Source organism: Klebsiella sp. 141153, assembly GCF_032601995.1.
Classification (GTDB): domain Bacteria; phylum Pseudomonadota; class Gammaproteobacteria; order Enterobacterales; family Enterobacteriaceae; genus Klebsiella; species Klebsiella aerogenes.
Window position 1 is genome coordinate 98,177 of record NZ_JAQIRJ010000014.1, and the last position, 16,811, is coordinate 114,987.

Below are 16,811 nucleotides of genomic sequence, written 5' to 3' on the forward strand. Positions count from 1 at the left end.
CAGTCGCCTGCTTCAAAGCAGCCCGCATTAGATTATTCAGCCGTGAGACATCTGCGGCTGCGCCTCGCCAAACAGACCGTTCAGAAAACGCTCAAGCGCCATCCGCGAACTAAAACCATGTGGAATACCGTAATGCTGCTGCGCATCACCCGCCAAATAGAGCGGGAACTGTTCATAATGGTCGCAAGTTTTAATCTCGCTGGCGGGTTCCGCCAGTGAATTACTGCGCTCTTTAAGCGCCGGATGAATAACTAAAGCGGTACGCCCCATGCGCGCTTCGCGGTTCACATAAACATAATTATCGCCACGGCGATATCCATACGCTTTTTGCGTCACAACATCCATGGTGAAGCCGGCTTTTTCAAGAACACGCGCCACCTCATCGGGTCTTAAATACATACTGATTCCTCGTTATCTTTTACCGCACATTTACCTTACCTTATTCACGAATAGCAGCGCTTTCAGAAAATTCCATAAACTCCCGCAAAAGCATAATGCAAAATCATGTCCTACACTTAATAACTCGAATGGAAAAGAGGGAGAAACCAATGGCTAACCGTGTGAACCGCAACGACATTGATGAAAGCGCCGAGGATATTCATAACGAAGTCAGCCAATTAGCGGATACGCTGGAAGAAGTGCTGAAATCATGGGGTAGCGATGCGAAAGATGAAGCAGAGAACGCGCGTAAAAAAGCGCAGTCGCTGCTGAAAGAGACGCGCGCCCGCCTGAACGGCAATACCCGCCTGCGCCAGGCGGCCTATGATACCGTTGAACGCGCCCGCGATGCCGCCGGCTGCGCCGACAGCTACGTGCGTGATAAACCCTGGCAGAGCGTTGGCGCCGCCGCCGCCGTTGGGGTGTTTATTGGCGTTTTGCTTAATTTGCGTCGATAATAGTATCGATAGACTACATGTGAAGATAACAAATACGCGTCTGACCCTGCGTCCCAATGGTGCGCAGGGTTTTTTATTATTCCACGCTGGCCAGCGCTTGCTTAAGTTCGCCTACCACTTCACGTGCCATCACCGCCGACGTGATATTGGTAAAACTCATCAATAGCCCGCCCTCACCACGGCTAAGCATGCGCCAGTCGCTCAACGCCTGCACCGCCAGCCCGGCACGTTGGCAGCGACGGGCCTGCTCGCGATCGTCCCCCTTCACCGCCATCACCAGTTGGATCCCGCCGGACTGCGGTACCACCTGAAAACCCTGCGCCTGCAGCGCCGACTCCAGCCACTGCCTGCGCAACGCGTAGCTGGCGCGCATTTTTTTTAGATGACGCCAGAAATGCCCGTCATTGATGAAGTCCGCTAACGTCTGCTGCCATAAGGTCGGCACATTACAGTGGCTCAATTCGGCCTGACAACGAAACCGCGCCGCCAACGGCTGCGGTACCACCAGCCACGCGACGCGCAGCGCGGGAAACATCGATTTACTAAATGACCCGGCGTACAGTACCCGCTGTGGCGCATCGAGGCTTTTCAGCGGCGGTAGCGGCTTCCCCTGATAGCGAAATTCACTGTCGTAGTCATCTTCAATAATCCAGCTATCGCGCTGCGCCGCCCACTGTAATATCTGTCGACGTCTCTCCAGCGACAGGGCCACGCCGAGCGGGCTTTGATGCGCTGGAGTTAACAGCGCAAAGCGCGCCTGAGGATAGTGTGTCTGCGCCCAGTCGATATTCATTCCCTGTTGGTCAACCGGTACCGGATCGATATTGACCCCCGCCGCGCTAACCACCGGGCGAATGAACGGATATCCCGGATCCTCCATCCACATATGCTGCCCCGGCTGCGCAAGGGTACGCAAAATCAACGCCATCGAGGCCGCATAGTTGCCGCTAATCACAACCTGCTCCGGCTGGCACTCGATGCTGCGCGACAGGCGCAAATAGTCGACAATCGCCTGACGGAGAACCGGTTCGCCGCAGGGATCGCCGGGCGTGAGGTCGAAGCGCGATTGCGTCCGTAGCCGCCGCCCCATCACCCGCGCCCACAGCCCGCGCGGAAAAAGATCCAGTGCCGGCAACCCCATTTGAAAAGGCAGCGGCGCGGAGGATCCCCGGCCCGTCGCCGGTCGCTGAGTCGTGACCTGCCGCGGGCTCAGCCGCTCGCTGACAAAGGTGCCCGCCTGGCCGCGGCGCTCCAGCCAGCCCTGGGCCACCAGCTCGCCCCAGGCATTTTCAATAGTCGCCCGCGATACGCCAAGCTCCTGCGCATAAACTCTGCTCGCGGGCAGACGGCTTCCCGGCGCCAGCTCGCCATTCTCAATCGCTGATTTCAGCTGGCGGGCGATACGCTGGTAGTGCGGCACTTTTTTGGCTTCCATTATGGTCTGCTTTTTTCATCACAATATGGCTATCTAATGCAGTCCATTATAGTGCTATTTTGCCCGGGTCTTAGAGAGGAGAACTGCAAGATGACCACATTACGTCAGCCGTATAGCGAACTGAGCCCGGAAATCTATAAGGGGTTGGTTCAGGCCAGCATAGCGCTGGAAAAAAGCGAATTGGGCAGCACGATGGTGGAGCTGGTCTATTTGCGGGTGTCGCAAATTAACGGCTGCGCTTTTTGCCTTGAGATGCACAGCAAAGCGTTACGCAAAGCCGGCGTTGACCAGAGCAAACTGGATGCGCTGGCAGGCTGGCGCGTAAGCGCCCACTTCAGCGCCGCGGAACGCGCGGCCCTCGCATGGGCGGAATCGGTAACCGATATCGCAGCCAGCCACGCCGAAGATGAGGTGTACCTGCCTTTAGAAGAGCATTTTACGCCCCGCCAGATTAGCGATTTAACCTTCGCCATCAGCCTGATGAACGCCTTCAACCGTCTGGCGGTCGCGATGCGGATGTAATTTTCGCGTATCGACTTCCCTCCCCCGCCAGGCTAGTTGGTGGGGGATAATTTATCGAAAAACTCTATATATTGCGTGGTTGAAGTTTTAAATAACTACATCTAGTATTTCCTGAACGGTAAGCCCATAACGTTCGGCGCGATGTTTTACGCCGTCTTGTTATCTTAAATGGAAATACGAATCATGCGCATTATTATTTACACTAGAAATGACTGCGTGCAATGCCATGCCACCAAACGCGCGATGGAGAGCCGCGGTTTCGCCTTCGATATGGTCAACATCGACCAACACCCGGAAGCCATCGACATGCTGCGCGAGCAGGGATTCCAGCAATTACCGGTGGTGATAGCCGGGGAAACCCGCTGGTCGGGCTTCCGCCCCGATATGATTAATCGCCTGCGTCCCGCCGCGGCTACGGCCAGCCTATGAGCCTCATCGTCTACTTCTCCAGCAGCTCTGAAAATACGCATCGCTTTGTGCAGCGTCTGGCGCTGCCTGCCGTGCGCATCCCGCTCAACGAGCGCGAGCGAATTCAGGTAGACGAACCCTATATTCTCATCGTCCCCAGCTACGGCGGCGGCGGAACGGCAGGCGCCGTGCCGCGCCAGGCGATCCGCTTTTTAAACGACCCGCATAATCGCCGGCTGATTCGCGGCGTCATCGCCGCCGGTAACCGTAACTTCGGCGAGGCCTATGGCCGGGCGGGAGAGGTCATCGCGCAGAAATGCGGCGTGCCGTATCTGTATCGTTTTGAGCTGATGGGTACCCAGCAAGATGTCGACAACGTGCGTAAAGGAGTAAGCGAATTTTGGCAACGACAACCGCAGAACGCGTAACCGCCGGGGCGTCTGATTTCCACGCCCTCAATGCGATGCTGAACTTATACGACAGCAATGGCCGCATTCCCCTGGAAAAGGACCAACAGGCGGTCGAAGCATTTATCCATAGCCACGTGCGCCCCAACAGCGTACCGTTCGCCGGTCTGGAGGAGAAACTGCAATGGCTGAGCGACGAAGGTTATTACGATCCGGCAGTGCTGGCCCGCTATGAACGTCGTTTCGTGCTGGCCCTCTTCGCCCACGCGCATCAACACGGTTTTCGCTTCCGTACTTTCCTCGGCGCGTGGAAGTTCTACACCAGCTATGCCTTACGCACTTTCGACGGCAAACGCTACCTGGAGCATTTCGCCGACCGCGCCTGCATGGTGGCGCTAACCCTGGCCCAGGGTGATGAAATCCTGGCGCGACAGCTGGCCGATGAGATCCTCTCCGGGCGCTTTCAGCCAGCGACGCCGACCTTCCTCAACGCCGGTAAACAGCAGCGCGGCGAGCTGGTCTCCTGCTTCCTGCTGCGTATCGAAGATAATATGGAGTCTATCGGCCGGGCGGTGAACTCCGCCCTGCAGCTGTCGAAACGCGGCGGCGGCGTGGCATTTCTGCTCTCCAACTTGCGCGAAGCGGGCGCGCCGATTAAACGTATCGAAAACCAATCCTCCGGGGTGGTGCCGGTGATGAAAATGCTGGAAGACGCCTTCTCTTACGCCAATCAGTTGGGAGCGCGTCAGGGGGCCGGCGCGGTTTACCTTCATGCCCATCACCCCGATATTTTACGTTTCCTTGATACCAAGCGGGAAAACGCGGATGAGAAGATCCGCATCAAAACCCTGTCGCTGGGAGTAGTCATTCCGGATATCACCTTCCAGCTGGCGAAAGAAGACGCGCAGATGGCGCTGTTCTCGCCCTATGACGTTGAGCGGCTGTACGGCAAAGCCTTTGGCGATATCGCGGTCAGCGAGATGTATGCGCAACTGGTGGCCGATGACCGCGTTCGCAAACGCTGGATCCGCGCCCGCGATCTGTTCCAGCGGCTGGCGGAAATTCAGTTTGAATCCGGCTATCCGTACATCATGTTCGAGGATACGGTGAACCGCGCCAACCCGATCGCCGGGCGCATTAATATGAGCAACCTGTGCTCGGAGATCCTGCAGGTCAACAGCGCCTCCACCTTTGACGAAAATCTCGATTACGCCACCGTTGGCGAGGACATTTCCTGCAATCTCGGCTCGCTGAATATCGCCCACGCTATGGATTCGCCGGACTTCGCCCGCACCGTCGAAGTGGCGGTCCGCGGCCTGACAGCGGTCTCCAATATGAGCGATATCCGCTCGGTGCCATCGGTGGCGGCGGGTAATGCCGCATCGCACGCCATTGGCCTTGGGCAGATGAACCTGCACGGCTATCTGGCCCGCGAAGGGATCGCCTACGGCAGCCCGGAGGGGCTGGACTTCACTAATCTCTATTTCTACACCGTCACCTGGCACGCCCTGCGCACCTCTATGGCGATGGCGCGCGAGCGCGGAGTACGTTTTGCCGGGTTTGAGCAGTCGCGTTACGCCAGCGGCGACTATTTCCAGCAGTATTTGCAGGGTGAATGGCAGCCGAAAACTGCCAGGGTACGCGAACTGTTCGCCCACGCGGGCATTACCCTGCCCGACCGTGAGATGTGGCGACAGCTACGCGACGACGTGATGCGCTACGGCATTTATAACCGCAATTTGCAGGCGATCCCGCCGACCGGTTCGATCTCTTATATCAATCATGCCACCTCCAGCATTCATCCGATTGTGGCGAAAATCGAGATCCGTAAAGAAGGTAAAACCGGCCGCGTGTACTATCCGGCGCCGTTTATGACTAACGACAATCTGGCGCTGTATCAGGATGCCTGGGAAATCGGCCCGCAAAAAATTATCGATACCTATGCCGAAGCCACGCGACATGTCGATCAGGGGCTGTCGCTGACGCTGTTCTTCCCGGATACCGCCACCACCCGCGATATCAACAAAGCGCAAATCTACGCGTGGAAGAAAGGTATCAAGACGCTGTATTACATTCGCCTGCGCCAGCTGGCGCTGGAAGGTACCGAAATCGAAGGCTGCGTGTCCTGCGCGCTGTAAGGAGAACAGGATGACCCACTTATCGCGCATCAGCGCCATCAACTGGAACAAAATCGAGGATGACAAAGACCTCGAGGTGTGGAACCGCCTGACCAGCAACTTCTGGTTGCCGGAGAAGGTGCCGCTGTCCAACGACATTCCACACTGGCAGACTCTGACGGCTCAGGAGCAGCAGTTGACCATCCGCGTCTTTACCGGACTGACGCTGCTCGACACCATCCAGAATACCGTCGGCGCCCCGGCGTTGATGACCGACGCCCTCACTCCACATGAAGAGGCGGTGCTGTCGAACATCAGCTTTATGGAAGCGGTGCATGCTCGCTCCTATAGTTCGATATTCTCCACCCTGTGTCAGAGCAAGGATGTCGATGCCGCCTACGCCTGGAGCGAGGAGAACGCTCCCCTACAGCGCAAAGCGCAGTTGATGCTCAATTACTACCAGGCCGATGAGCCGCTGAAGAAAAAAATCGCCAGCGTGTTCCTCGAATCTTTTCTTTTCTATTCAGGGTTCTGGCTGCCGATGCATTTTTCCAGCCGCGGCAAGCTGACCAATACCGCCGATTTAATCCGTCTGATTATTCGCGACGAAGCGGTGCATGGTTACTATATTGGCTATAAATATCAAAAAGGGTTGGAAATCGTCAGCGCCGCGAAGCGCGAAGAGTTGAAAAATTTCGCCTTTGATCTGCTGATGGATCTGTACGATAACGAACTGGCCTATACCCGCGAATTGTATGCCGACAGCCCGTGGCTCGACGACGTCAACGCGTTCCTCTGTTACAACGCCAATAAAGCATTGATGAACCTTGGCTATGAGGCGTTATTCCCGGCGGAAATGGCCGCCGTAAACCCAGCCATCCTCGCGGCGCTGTCGCCAAACGCCGATGAAAATCACGACTTTTTCTCCGGCTCCGGTTCTTCTTATGTCATGGGTAAAACCGAAGCAACCGCCGACGACGATTGGGACTTTTAACCGCGCGATCGCTGGGGAATATATCGACATATTCTCCAGTGATCTATTTCACATTATTCTTTATTATCACACAAATAATCTACTGACCATTCCCTCGTCATATTTCCTTCATTTAAGCCAATTTTCCCATTCATTATTCATGCATAATCAAAAAATATCATCAGCCGTATATGATGGCTCAGCCCTTATATCATGGGCAATTCAGCCAGAGTTCTCCTTTCAGATTTTGGCTAGCTATTCACATCGAGGGTTGTCACAGAATCTCAGTATGTTAGGGTGTAAACAGGTAATAAACTTCACCAGGTACGATATCGATATAATTAAAGACAGGAAATCATTTATTGCATGGCAATTAAATTAGAAATTAAGAATCTCTATAAGATATTTGGCGAGCACCCGCAACGCGCGTTCAAATATATTGAAAAAGGACTTAGCAAAGAGCAAATACTGGAAAAAACGGGGCTATCGCTTGGCGTTAAAGACGCCAGTCTGGCCATTGAAGAAGGCGAGATATTCGTCATCATGGGACTTTCCGGCTCAGGAAAATCCACCATGGTTCGCCTTCTCAATCGCCTGATTGAACCCACCCGCGGGCAGGTGCTGATTGACGGCGTGGATATCGCCAAAATCTCAGATGCCGAGCTTCGCGAGGTGCGCAGGAAAAAGATTGCGATGGTTTTCCAGTCATTCGCCCTGATGCCGCATATGAACGTGTTGGATAACACCGCCTTCGGTATGGAGCTGGCCGGCGTTTCCGCCGAAGAGCGCCAGCAGAAAGCGCTGGATGCGCTACGTCAGGTGGGGCTGGAAAATTACGCTCACGCCTATCCCGACGAGCTTTCCGGCGGGATGCGCCAGCGCGTCGGCTTAGCCCGCGCATTAGCGATCAACCCCGATATTCTGCTCATGGATGAGGCCTTCTCAGCGCTTGATCCTTTAATTCGTACTGAAATGCAGGATGAGCTCACCAAATTACAGGCGAAGCATCAACGTACCATCGTCTTTATTTCCCACGATCTTGATGAAGCTATGCGTATTGGCGATCGTATTGCCATTATGCAAAATGGCGAAGTGGTGCAAATTGGCACCCCTGACGAAATTCTGAATAACCCGGCGAATGATTACGTTCGTACTTTCTTCCGCGGCGTGGATATTAGCCAGGTATTTAGCGCTAAGGATATTGCCCGCCGTAGCCCGGTTGGCCTGATTCGTAAAACCCCCGGTTTCGGCCCGCGTTCGGCGCTGAAATTATTGCAGGATGAAGACCGCGAATATGGTTACGTCATTGAACGCGGTAATAAGTTTGTCGGCATTGTCTCCATCGACTCTCTGAAAAGCGCGCTGAGCGAAAATCAGGGGCTTGATGCGGCGTTAATTGACTCCCCGCAGCCGGTGGAAGCACAAACGCCGCTCAGCGACCTGCTCTCCCACGTCGGCCAGGCGCCCTGCGCCGTCCCGGTGGTGGATGAAGGGCACCAGTATCTCGGCATTATTTCAAAACGCATGCTGCTACAGGCTTTAGATCGCGAGGGGGCAAACAATGGCTGATCAATCGAATCCATGGGATACCGCTGCGCCAGCGGATAACGCGGCGCAGTCCGCCGACGCCTGGGGCAACCCAACACCCGCGCCCGCTGACGGCGGCGGCGCCGACTGGCTTAATAGCGCGCCTGCGCCGCAGCCAGAACATTTTAATATTATGGATCCGTTCCATAAAACGCTGATCCCGCTTGATAGTTGGGTCACCCACGCCATCGACTGGATCGTGCTGCACTTCCGTCCGCTGTTCCAGGGGATCCGCGTGCCGGTGGATTATATTCTCAGCGCTTTCCAGCAGCTGTTGCTGGGGATGCCGGCGCCGGTGGCGATTATTCTCTTCGCCCTGATCGCCTGGCAGATCTCCAGCGTCGGCATGGGTATCGCCACTCTGGTCTCGCTGGTAGCCATCGGCGCTATTGGCGCATGGTCGCAGGCGATGGTCACTCTGGCGCTGGTGCTTACCGCGCTGCTGTTCTGCATGATAATCGGCCTGCCGCTGGGGATCTGGCTGGCGCGTAGCCCGCGAGCGGCGAAAATCATCCGCCCGCTACTTGACGCGATGCAGACCACACCGGCGTTCGTCTACCTGGTACCGATCGTCATGCTGTTCGGTATCGGCAACGTTCCGGGCGTGGTGGTGACCATTATCTTCGCCCTGCCGCCAATTGTCCGCCTGACCATCCTCGGGATTAACCAGGTACCGGCAGACCTCATTGAAGCTTCACGCTCCTTCGGCGCCAGCCCGCGCCAGCTGCTGTTTAAAGTCCAGCTGCCGCTGGCGATGCCGACCATCATGGCCGGCGTCAACCAGACGCTGATGCTGGCCCTGTCGATGGTCGTTATTGCCTCGATGATCGCCGTCGGCGGCCTCGGTCAAATGGTGCTGCGCGGTATTGGCCGCCTGGATATGGGGCTGGCGAGCGTCGGCGGGGTCGGGATCGTTATCCTCGCGATTATCCTCGACCGCCTGACCCAAGCCGTCGGCCGTGATTCCCGCAGCCGCGGTAATCGCCGCTGGTACGCCACCGGACCTCTGGGGCTGATTACCCGCCCTTTCTGTAAATAAGAGAAGGAATAACGATGCGACATACTACACTCCTTGCCACAGCGTTTACCGCCCTCGTCACGACCAGCGCGTTTGCTGCCGAGCTGCCGGGTAAAGGCATCACCGTGAAACCGGCGCAGAGCACCATTTCGGAAGAAACTTTCCAGACGCTGCTGGTCAGCCGCGCGCTGGAAAAACTGGGCTATACCGTCGAAAAGCCGAGCGAAGTCGACTATAACGTCGCCTACACCTCCATCGCCTCTGGCGATGCCACCTTTATCGCCACCAACTGGCAACCGCTGCACGATGATATGTACGCGGCGGCGGGCGGCGATAAAAAATTCTACCGTGAAGGAACCTTCGTTACCGGCGCGGCACAGGGCTACCTGATCGATAAGAAAACCGCCGAGCAGTACCATATTAAGTCCATCGACCAGTTGAAAGATCCGAAGATCGCCAAACTGTTCGATACCAACGGCGATGGCAAAGCCGACCTCACCGGTTGTACCCCAGGCTGGGGCTGCGAGGCGGTCATCAACCATCAGATTGATGCCTACGGGCTGAACAATAAAGTGGTCCATAACCAGGGCAACTACGCGGCGATGATGGCCGATACCATCGCCCGTTATAAAGAAGGCAAACCGATTCTTTATTATACCTGGACGCCGTACTGGGTCAGCGACGCGCTGAAACCGGGTAAAGATGTGGTCTGGCTGCAGGTGCCGTTCTCCTCCCTGCCGGGAGAACAGAAAGATATCGACACCAAGCTGCCGAACGGCGTCAACTATGGCTTCCCGGTGAACACCATGCACATCGTCGCCAACAAAGCCTGGACCGAGAAGAACCCGGCGGCGGCGAAGCTGTTTAGCCTGATGAAGCTGCCAATTGCCGATATCAACGCCGAAAACGCGATGATGCATGCCGGTCATGCTTCAGAAGCCGACATCAACGGCCACGTTGATGGTTGGATTAAAGCCCACCAGCAGTTGTTCGACGGCTGGGTAAAAGAAGCGCTGGCGGCGCAGAAGTAATTTCTCCCCTCTCCCCACGGCGGTTTGCCGTCGTGGGGCTGCCCTTTCCCCCATAGCAGCATGAAACGAATATGCCTAAAAAAGCGGATATTCTGATTTCCCATTTTCGCGATTGTGAAGCCATCACGCCGTCTGCTAAGGTGAGCAAATCTTTCCAGGCGTAATTTTCACCAGCGTTATCAATAAGTCACCGATATGGAAACGCCTGCTCCCCGACGTCAGCGCCATTGGCTACCAACACGGGTAGGTTGCGCCGCGTTCAGGTTGAGCTTACAGGCGACGAACAGCATTATTATCCCTACGCAACTCAGCGCTTTAGCCTATGGTTTGGCATGGAAAATCGGCGTCTCGCCGGAGATTTTAAGTATTAATAGTGACCGATAATTCATTTGCTTTATTTGTCACAATAGTTATTATATCGGCTGTAATTAATGAGGTTATACCCAAATGGATAGTTCGTTTACTCCCATTGAGCAGATGCTCAAATTCCGCGCCAGCCGCCATGAAGATTTCCCTTTCCAGGAGATTCTCCTCACCCGTCTCTGTATGCACATGCAGGGTAAGCTGCTGGAAAACCGTAACAAAATGCTGAAAGCGCAAGGGATTAACGAGACATTATTTATGGCGCTGATAACGCTTGAGTCTCAGGAAAATCACAGCATTCAACCTTCCGAGCTGAGCTGCGCGCTGGGTTCGTCACGCACTAATGCCACCCGTATCGCCGACGAACTGGAAAAACGCGGCTGGATCGAGCGTCGTGAAAGCGACAACGATCGTCGCTGCCTGCATCTGCAGCTAACCGACAAAGGTCATCAATTCTTGCGCGAGGTATTACCTCCGCAGCACAACTGCCTGCACCAGTTGTGGTCTTCTTTGAGCACTGCGGAAAAAGACCAGCTGGAGCACATCACCCGCAAACTGCTTGGCCGCCTCGACCAAATGGAAGAAGACGGCGCGCTGGCGGGATCCCTGCGCTAAGCACGGAGCCGCACAACATTTTGAGTTGCAAGGAACACGGTCAGGCCAGCAGATTTTCTGCTGGCCTTTCTGGTAAACAGGTCGGCTCAGCCGATGTGAAATAATAAGAATGTAAAATTGTGGAGAATCAGATGAGCGAAAATGCGGCGAGCCAAACTCCGCAGCAATCAGGCAGCAAGAAAGGGAAACGCAAAGGCGCCCTTCTGCTCCTGACCTTGCTCTTTGTTATTGTGGCCGTAGCCTACGGCATTTATTGGTTTTTAGTCCTGCGTCATTATGAAGAGACCGATGACGCTTATGTGGCAGGGAACCAGGTACAGATCATGGCGCAGGTTTCCGGTAGCGTCACCAAGGTCTGGGCCGACAACACCGACTTTGTGCAACAAGGCGATCCGCTGGTCACCCTCGACCAGACCGACGCCCAGCAGGCGTTTGAAAAAGCCAAAACCCAGCTGGCGGCAAGCGTGCGCCAGACTCGCCAGCAGATGATCAACAGCAAGCAGCTGCAGGCGAATATTGACGTCAAAAAAACCGCCCTCGCCCAGGCGCAGGCAGACCTTAATCGCCGTATCCCGCTGGGCGCCGCGAACCTGATTGGCCGCGAAGAGCTGCAGCACGCTCGTGACACCGTCGCCAGCGCCCAGGCCGAACTCGACGTCGCTATTCAACAGTACAACGCCAATCAGGCGATCGTACTGGGCACCAAACTGGAACAGCAGCCTGCGGTGCTGCAGGCGGCGACCGAAGTCCGCAACGCCTGGCTGGCGCTGCAGCGTACGCAAATCGTCAGCCCGATTAGCGGCTACGTTTCCCGCCGCTCGGTGCAGCCTGGCGCGCAGATTGGCACCACTACCCCGCTGATGGCGGTGGTTCCAGCCACCAACCTGTGGGTTGACGCCAACTTTAAAGAGACCCAGCTTGCCCATATGCGTATCGGCCAGCCGGCGACCATCGTCAGCGATATCTACGGCGATGACGTGAAGTACACCGGTAAAGTGGTCGGCCTGGATATGGGTACCGGCAGCGCCTTCTCCCTGCTGCCGGCGCAAAACGCCACCGGTAACTGGATCAAAGTCGTCCAGCGTCTGCCGGTTCGTATCGAAATAGATGCTAAACAGCTGGCGCAACATCCGCTGCGCATCGGCCTGTCGACGCTGGTTGAAGTAGACACCAGCAATCGCGAAGGCGAGATGCTGGCAAGCCAGGTACGTAGCTCGCCGGTCTATGAAAGTAATGCCCGTGAAATCGGCCTTGAGCCGGTAAATAAACTGATCGACGGTATCATCCAGGCCAACGCCGGATAATTCGGGGTGAGCGTAATGCAACAGCAAAAACCGCTCGAAGGCGCGCAACTGGTCATCATGACCATTGCGCTGTCGCTGGCGACTTTCATGCAGGTGCTGGACTCCACTATCGCCAACGTGGCTATTCCGACCATTGCCGGTAACCTTGGCTCGTCGCTAAGTCAGGGGACCTGGGTCATCACCTCGTTTGGGGTGGCGAACGCTATCTCCATCCCAATTACCGGCTGGCTGGCTAAGCGCGTCGGCGAAGTGAAACTCTTCGTCTGGTCGACGGTGGCATTCGCCATCGCCTCCTGGGCCTGCGGGGTGTCAAATAGCCTGACGATGCTGATTTTCTTCCGCGTGATTCAGGGGATCGTCGCCGGTCCGCTGATCCCGCTATCGCAGAGTCTGCTGCTCAGCAACTACCCGCCAGCGAAGCGCTCAATCGCGCTGGCGCTGTGGTCGATGACGGTCATCGTCGCGCCGATTTGCGGCCCGATTCTCGGCGGCTATATCAGCGATAACTACCACTGGGGCTGGATCTTCTTCATCAACGTGCCGATTGGCGTGGCGGTGGTTCTCATGACGCTGCAAACCCTGCGCGGCCGCGAAACCCGCACCGAACAGCGGCGTATCGACGGCGTCGGGCTGGCGCTGCTGATTATCGGGATCGGCAGCCTGCAGGTTATGCTCGACCGCGGTAAAGAGCTCGACTGGTTCGCTTCCAACGAGATTATCATCCTGACCATCGTGGCGGTGGTGGCGATAAGTTTCCTCATCGTCTGGGAGTTGACCGACGATAACCCGATAGTCGACCTGTCGCTGTTTAAGTCGCGTAACTTTACCATCGGCTGCTTGTGTATCAGTCTGGCCTATATGCTCTACTTCGGCGCCATTGTATTGCTGCCGCAGCTTCTACAGGAGGTATACGGCTACACCGCCACCTGGGCCGGTTTGGCTTCGGCGCCGGTCGGGGTGATCCCGGTCATTCTGTCGCCGATTATCGGCCGCTTTGCCCATAAGCTCGATATGCGGCGGCTGGTGACCTTCAGCTTTATTATGTATGCGGTGTGCTTCTACTGGCGCGCGTGGACCTTCGAACCGGGAATGGACTTTGGCGCATCGGCCTGGCCGCAGTTTATCCAGGGCTTTGCGGTGGCCTGTTTCTTCATGCCGCTGACCACCATCACTCTCTCTGGCCTCCCGCCGGAGCGGCTGGCGGCGGCATCGAGCTTGTCGAACTTTACCCGAACCCTTGCCGGCTCCATCGGTACCTCAATTACCACCACCATGTGGACCAACCGCGAGGCGCTGCACCATGCGCAGCTCACCGAGTCGGTGACGCCGTTCAACCCCAACGCCCAGCAGATGTACGATCAACTACAGGGTATGGGAATGACCCAGCAGCAGGCTTCCGGCTGGATTGCCCAGCAGATAACCAACCAGGGGTTGATTATCTCCGCCAACGAAATCTTCTGGGTCTCAGCGGGGATCTTTATCCTTCTGCTAAGCCTGGTGTGGTTCGCCAGGCCGCCGTTCAGCGCCGGCGGCGGTGGCGGAGGCGCGCACTAAGTATCAACAAAAGGGACCTACGGGTCCCTTTTTTATTGCCGCGACCTTGTCCATTTCGCGCTAGCTTCTGTCCATTTCGCTAAAGCCGCCGATGCGTTATGTCATGCAGGATAAAGCTCCGACTACAGGAGAACATCATGCTGACCAATCCTTGCGAAAAATACAGCCCTTATCCGCCTATCGTCCTGCCCGATCGCCAGTGGCCCGAGCGGCAAATCACTACCGCGCCGCGCTGGCTTTCCACCGATTTGCGCGACGGCAACCAGGCGCTGGCCGAACCGATGGATGCCGCACGCAAGCTGCAGTTCTGGGATCTGTTGCTTGAGTGCGGTTTTAAAGAAATAGAGGTCGCCTTCCCCTCCGCCTCGCAAACCGACTTCAACTTTGTGCGCCAGCTGATTGACGAGCAGCGCATCCCTGAAGATGTCACCATTCAGGTACTGACTCAGGCGCGGGAAGAACTCATAGCGCGAACCTTTGAAGCGCTGCGCGGCGCCCGACAGGCAACCATCCATCTCTACAATGCCACCGCGCCGCTGTTTCGCGAGCTGGTTTTCGGCATGGAAAAGGCCGAAGTGATCGAGCTCGCCACTCGAGCCACCCGGCTTATTCGTCAGCATTGCGAACAGCAGCCGGACACCCGTTGGCAATATGAATATTCACCGGAAACCTTCTGTTTTACCGAGCCGGAATTCGCCCTTGAAATCTGCGAAGCGGTGGCGGAAATCTGGCAGCCCTGCGGCGAACGGCCAATGATTATTAATCTTCCGGCAACGGTCGAAGTCAACACGCCGAACGTCTACGCCGATCGGATTGAATATTTTTGCCGCCACTTCTCGCGCCGCCAGGATGTGTGTATCAGCGTGCATCCGCATAACGATCGCGGTACCGGCGTCGCCAGCGCCGAACTGGCGGTGATGGCCGGCGCCGATCGCGTGGAAGGCTGTCTGTTCGGCAATGGCGAGCGCACCGGCAACGTCTGTCTGGTCACGCTGGCGATGAATCTCTATAGCCAGGGCGTGGATCCGCAGTTGCGCTTTACGCAGATGAATCGGGTAGTGGAGATCGTCGAGAACTGCAACCAGCTCCCGGTACATCCACGGCATCCCTGGGCAGGCAGTCTGGCCTACACCGCCTTTTCCGGTTCGCATCAGGATGCCATTAAAAAAGGGTTTGATGCCCGTAAGCCGGGAGATCGCTGGCAAATGCCGTATTTACCTATCGATCCACAGGATATCGGCTGCAGCTATGAAGCAGTGATCCGCGTTAACAGCCAGTCAGGTAAAAGCGGCAGCGCATGGCTGATTGAGCAGAACCACGGTCTTAAGCTGCCGCGGGCGTTGCAGCAGGACTTCAGCCAGTACGTTCAGCAAGAAACGGATAGCCATGGTAAAGAAATGACCCATAACGCGTTATGGCAGCTGTTTCGCAGCCGTTACGGCCTGCTGGCGCAGCCGACGCTGGCGTTACTCGACTATCAGAGCGACGGCCAGCAGGATGGCGAACTGACGTTACAGGCTGCGCTGCGGATGGATGGCGAAACCCGCCGCCTGAACGGACGCGGGAACGGTTTGTTATCCGCCGCCGCCAACGGCCTGAGCGCGCTGTTAAAACGTCATTTCGTTATCAAGGATTACCACGAGCATACCCTTGGGGCGCGCAGCGACAGCCGCTCCGTTGCCTATATTCGCTGCGTCTTTGCCAATGGCGAAAGTCGATGGGGCGTAGGCATTGATAATGACGTTGCCCGCGCCTCGTTACAGGCGTTGTGTAATGCCGTTCACGCCAGGGATTAATCCAACGGGCGAAAATAGTCGCTGGGCGCGGTCCCCATGACCCGGCGGAACATGGCGCTAAAAGCGCTGTGGCTGCCGTAACCCAGATCCAGCGCCACCCTTAGCACCGACTGCCCCTGCGCCAGGCGAACCAGCGCCTCCATCAGCTTCGCCCGGCGCACCCATTCGCTCCAGGTCAGGCTGGTCTGCTGTTGAAAATGGCGGTTCAGCGTACGCTCGCTCATTCCGCCAGCTTGCGCCGCCTCACGGCTGCTCCACGGCTCACCGGGCGCTTCGCGCACCCGCTGGCACAACCGACGCAGGCTATCGCTATGCGGTTCCGGCAAACCGAACGGTAATACCGACATTCCACGAATTTCATCCAGCATCAGCTCATAGATACGTTCGTCGCGAGTCCCGGGGAAATAGCGCTCTTCCAGCGACAGCGACGCGACGATAAGCTCACGCAGCAGCGGTGAGATCTGTACGATCTGGCAGGTAGAGGGCAGATCGGCACGGGCCAGCGGATCGATAAATAGCGTCCGCGCGGCCACATTGCCGGTTATGCGCAACGCGTGCGGCGTATGTGCCGGTAGCCAGACGCCGCGCCCCGGCGGTACGACCCAGAACCCGACCGGCGTTTCCACCCGAACCACGCCGCTGAGAATATGCAATAACTGAGCGCAGTCGTGGCAATGCATCGGTTCGCTATCGCCGTGGGCGTAATCATGGGCAAATGGCACCAGCGCGCGGTGCTGGAAGGAAAAGGAGAGCGTTGTCGACATGATAGGCGAAGAGCGGCCCGA

General features: G+C 56.7%; 16 protein-coding genes and 1 pseudogene. 14 read left to right on the top strand and 3 right to left on the bottom strand.

What is annotated here, in order from left to right; all coding sequences use genetic code 11:
- Window positions 1-36: 36 nt before the first annotated feature.
- Window positions 37-399, bottom strand: coding sequence for a DUF2002 family protein (locus PGS10_RS22560; protein WP_015370081.1), 363 nt, complete (start codon window positions 397-399; stop codon window positions 37-39).
- Between the two features lie 149 nt (window positions 400-548).
- Between PGS10_RS22560 and PGS10_RS22565 the strand changes: the two genes are divergently transcribed.
- Window positions 549-896, top strand: coding sequence for a DUF883 family protein (locus tag PGS10_RS22565; protein ID WP_015370080.1), 348 nt, complete (start codon window positions 549-551; stop codon window positions 894-896).
- Window positions 897-972: 76 nt separating this feature from the next.
- Here the strand turns inward: PGS10_RS22565 and PGS10_RS22570 are convergent, their stop codons facing one another.
- Window positions 973-2,331 (bottom strand): PLP-dependent aminotransferase family protein, encoded by a 1,359-nt coding sequence (locus PGS10_RS22570; protein WP_316423533.1) that lies wholly within the window; start codon window positions 2,329-2,331, stop codon window positions 973-975.
- Between the two features lie 90 nt (window positions 2,332-2,421).
- Between PGS10_RS22570 and PGS10_RS22575 the strand changes: the two genes are divergently transcribed.
- From PGS10_RS22575 to leuA, 13 genes and pseudogenes are all read left to right on the top strand, one after another.
- On the top strand, window positions 2,422-2,853 hold the full coding sequence (locus PGS10_RS22575) for a carboxymuconolactone decarboxylase family protein (RefSeq protein WP_047044343.1): 432 nt from the start codon (window positions 2,422-2,424) through the stop codon (window positions 2,851-2,853).
- 183 nt (window positions 2,854-3,036) lie between these two features.
- The gene (nrdH, locus tag PGS10_RS22580) at window positions 3,037-3,282 is read left to right on the top strand and encodes a glutaredoxin-like protein NrdH (RefSeq protein ID WP_047044340.1); all 246 of its coding nucleotides are present in this window, start codon (window positions 3,037-3,039) and stop codon (window positions 3,280-3,282) included.
- Window positions 3,279-3,689: a class Ib ribonucleoside-diphosphate reductase assembly flavoprotein NrdI gene (gene nrdI, locus PGS10_RS22585; RefSeq protein ID WP_045395202.1), complete on the top strand. Its 411-nt coding sequence runs from the start codon at window positions 3,279-3,281 to the stop codon at window positions 3,687-3,689. The genes nrdH and nrdI overlap by 4 nt, the downstream gene beginning before the upstream one ends.
- Window positions 3,662-5,806: a class 1b ribonucleoside-diphosphate reductase subunit alpha gene (gene nrdE, locus PGS10_RS22590; protein ID WP_047078723.1), complete on the top strand. Its 2,145-nt coding sequence runs from the start codon at window positions 3,662-3,664 to the stop codon at window positions 5,804-5,806. The genes nrdI and nrdE overlap by 28 nt, the downstream gene beginning before the upstream one ends.
- Window positions 5,807-5,816: 10 nt before the next feature.
- Window positions 5,817-6,779 (top strand): class 1b ribonucleoside-diphosphate reductase subunit beta, encoded by a 963-nt coding sequence (nrdF, locus tag PGS10_RS22595; RefSeq protein WP_015370074.1) that lies wholly within the window; start codon window positions 5,817-5,819, stop codon window positions 6,777-6,779.
- 345 nt (window positions 6,780-7,124) lie between these two features.
- The gene (proV, locus tag PGS10_RS22600) at window positions 7,125-8,327 is read left to right on the top strand and encodes a glycine betaine/L-proline ABC transporter ATP-binding protein ProV (protein WP_045395207.1); all 1,203 of its coding nucleotides are present in this window, start codon (window positions 7,125-7,127) and stop codon (window positions 8,325-8,327) included.
- The gene (gene proW / locus PGS10_RS22605) at window positions 8,320-9,384 is read left to right on the top strand and encodes a glycine betaine/L-proline ABC transporter permease ProW (RefSeq protein WP_045395210.1); all 1,065 of its coding nucleotides are present in this window, start codon (window positions 8,320-8,322) and stop codon (window positions 9,382-9,384) included. The genes proV and proW overlap by 8 nt, the downstream gene beginning before the upstream one ends.
- Window positions 9,385-9,398: 14 nt before the next feature.
- A complete protein-coding gene (gene proX / locus PGS10_RS22610) occupies window positions 9,399-10,394 on the top strand; it encodes a glycine betaine/L-proline ABC transporter substrate-binding protein ProX (RefSeq protein WP_047078722.1) in 996 nt (331 codons plus the stop codon).
- A gap of 228 nt (window positions 10,395-10,622) precedes the next feature.
- Window positions 10,623-10,778, top strand: a pseudogene (locus tag PGS10_RS25140) (hypothetical protein); the annotation flags it as partial.
- 63 nt (window positions 10,779-10,841) lie between these two features.
- Complete coding sequence (gene mprA, locus PGS10_RS22615) at window positions 10,842-11,372, top strand: transcriptional repressor MprA (protein WP_015370069.1); 531 nt, start codon at window positions 10,842-10,844, stop codon at window positions 11,370-11,372.
- Between the two features lie 131 nt (window positions 11,373-11,503).
- Window positions 11,504-12,676 (top strand): multidrug efflux MFS transporter periplasmic adaptor subunit EmrA, encoded by a 1,173-nt coding sequence (emrA, locus tag PGS10_RS22620; RefSeq protein WP_015370068.1) that lies wholly within the window; start codon window positions 11,504-11,506, stop codon window positions 12,674-12,676.
- Window positions 12,677-12,691: 15 nt separating this feature from the next.
- The gene (gene emrB / locus PGS10_RS22625) at window positions 12,692-14,230 is read left to right on the top strand and encodes a multidrug efflux MFS transporter permease subunit EmrB (protein WP_045395214.1); all 1,539 of its coding nucleotides are present in this window, start codon (window positions 12,692-12,694) and stop codon (window positions 14,228-14,230) included.
- 137 nt (window positions 14,231-14,367) lie between these two features.
- Window positions 14,368-16,026: a 2-isopropylmalate synthase gene (gene leuA, locus PGS10_RS22630; RefSeq protein WP_047078721.1), complete on the top strand. Its 1,659-nt coding sequence runs from the start codon at window positions 14,368-14,370 to the stop codon at window positions 16,024-16,026.
- On the opposite strand, the gene PGS10_RS22635 is transcribed toward leuA, so the two are convergent.
- On the bottom strand, window positions 16,023-16,790 hold the full coding sequence (locus PGS10_RS22635) for an AraC family transcriptional regulator (protein ID WP_045395217.1): 768 nt from the start codon (window positions 16,788-16,790) through the stop codon (window positions 16,023-16,025). The two genes, leuA and PGS10_RS22635, sit on opposite strands and share 4 nt — an antisense overlap.
- Window positions 16,791-16,811 lie beyond the last annotated feature (21 nt).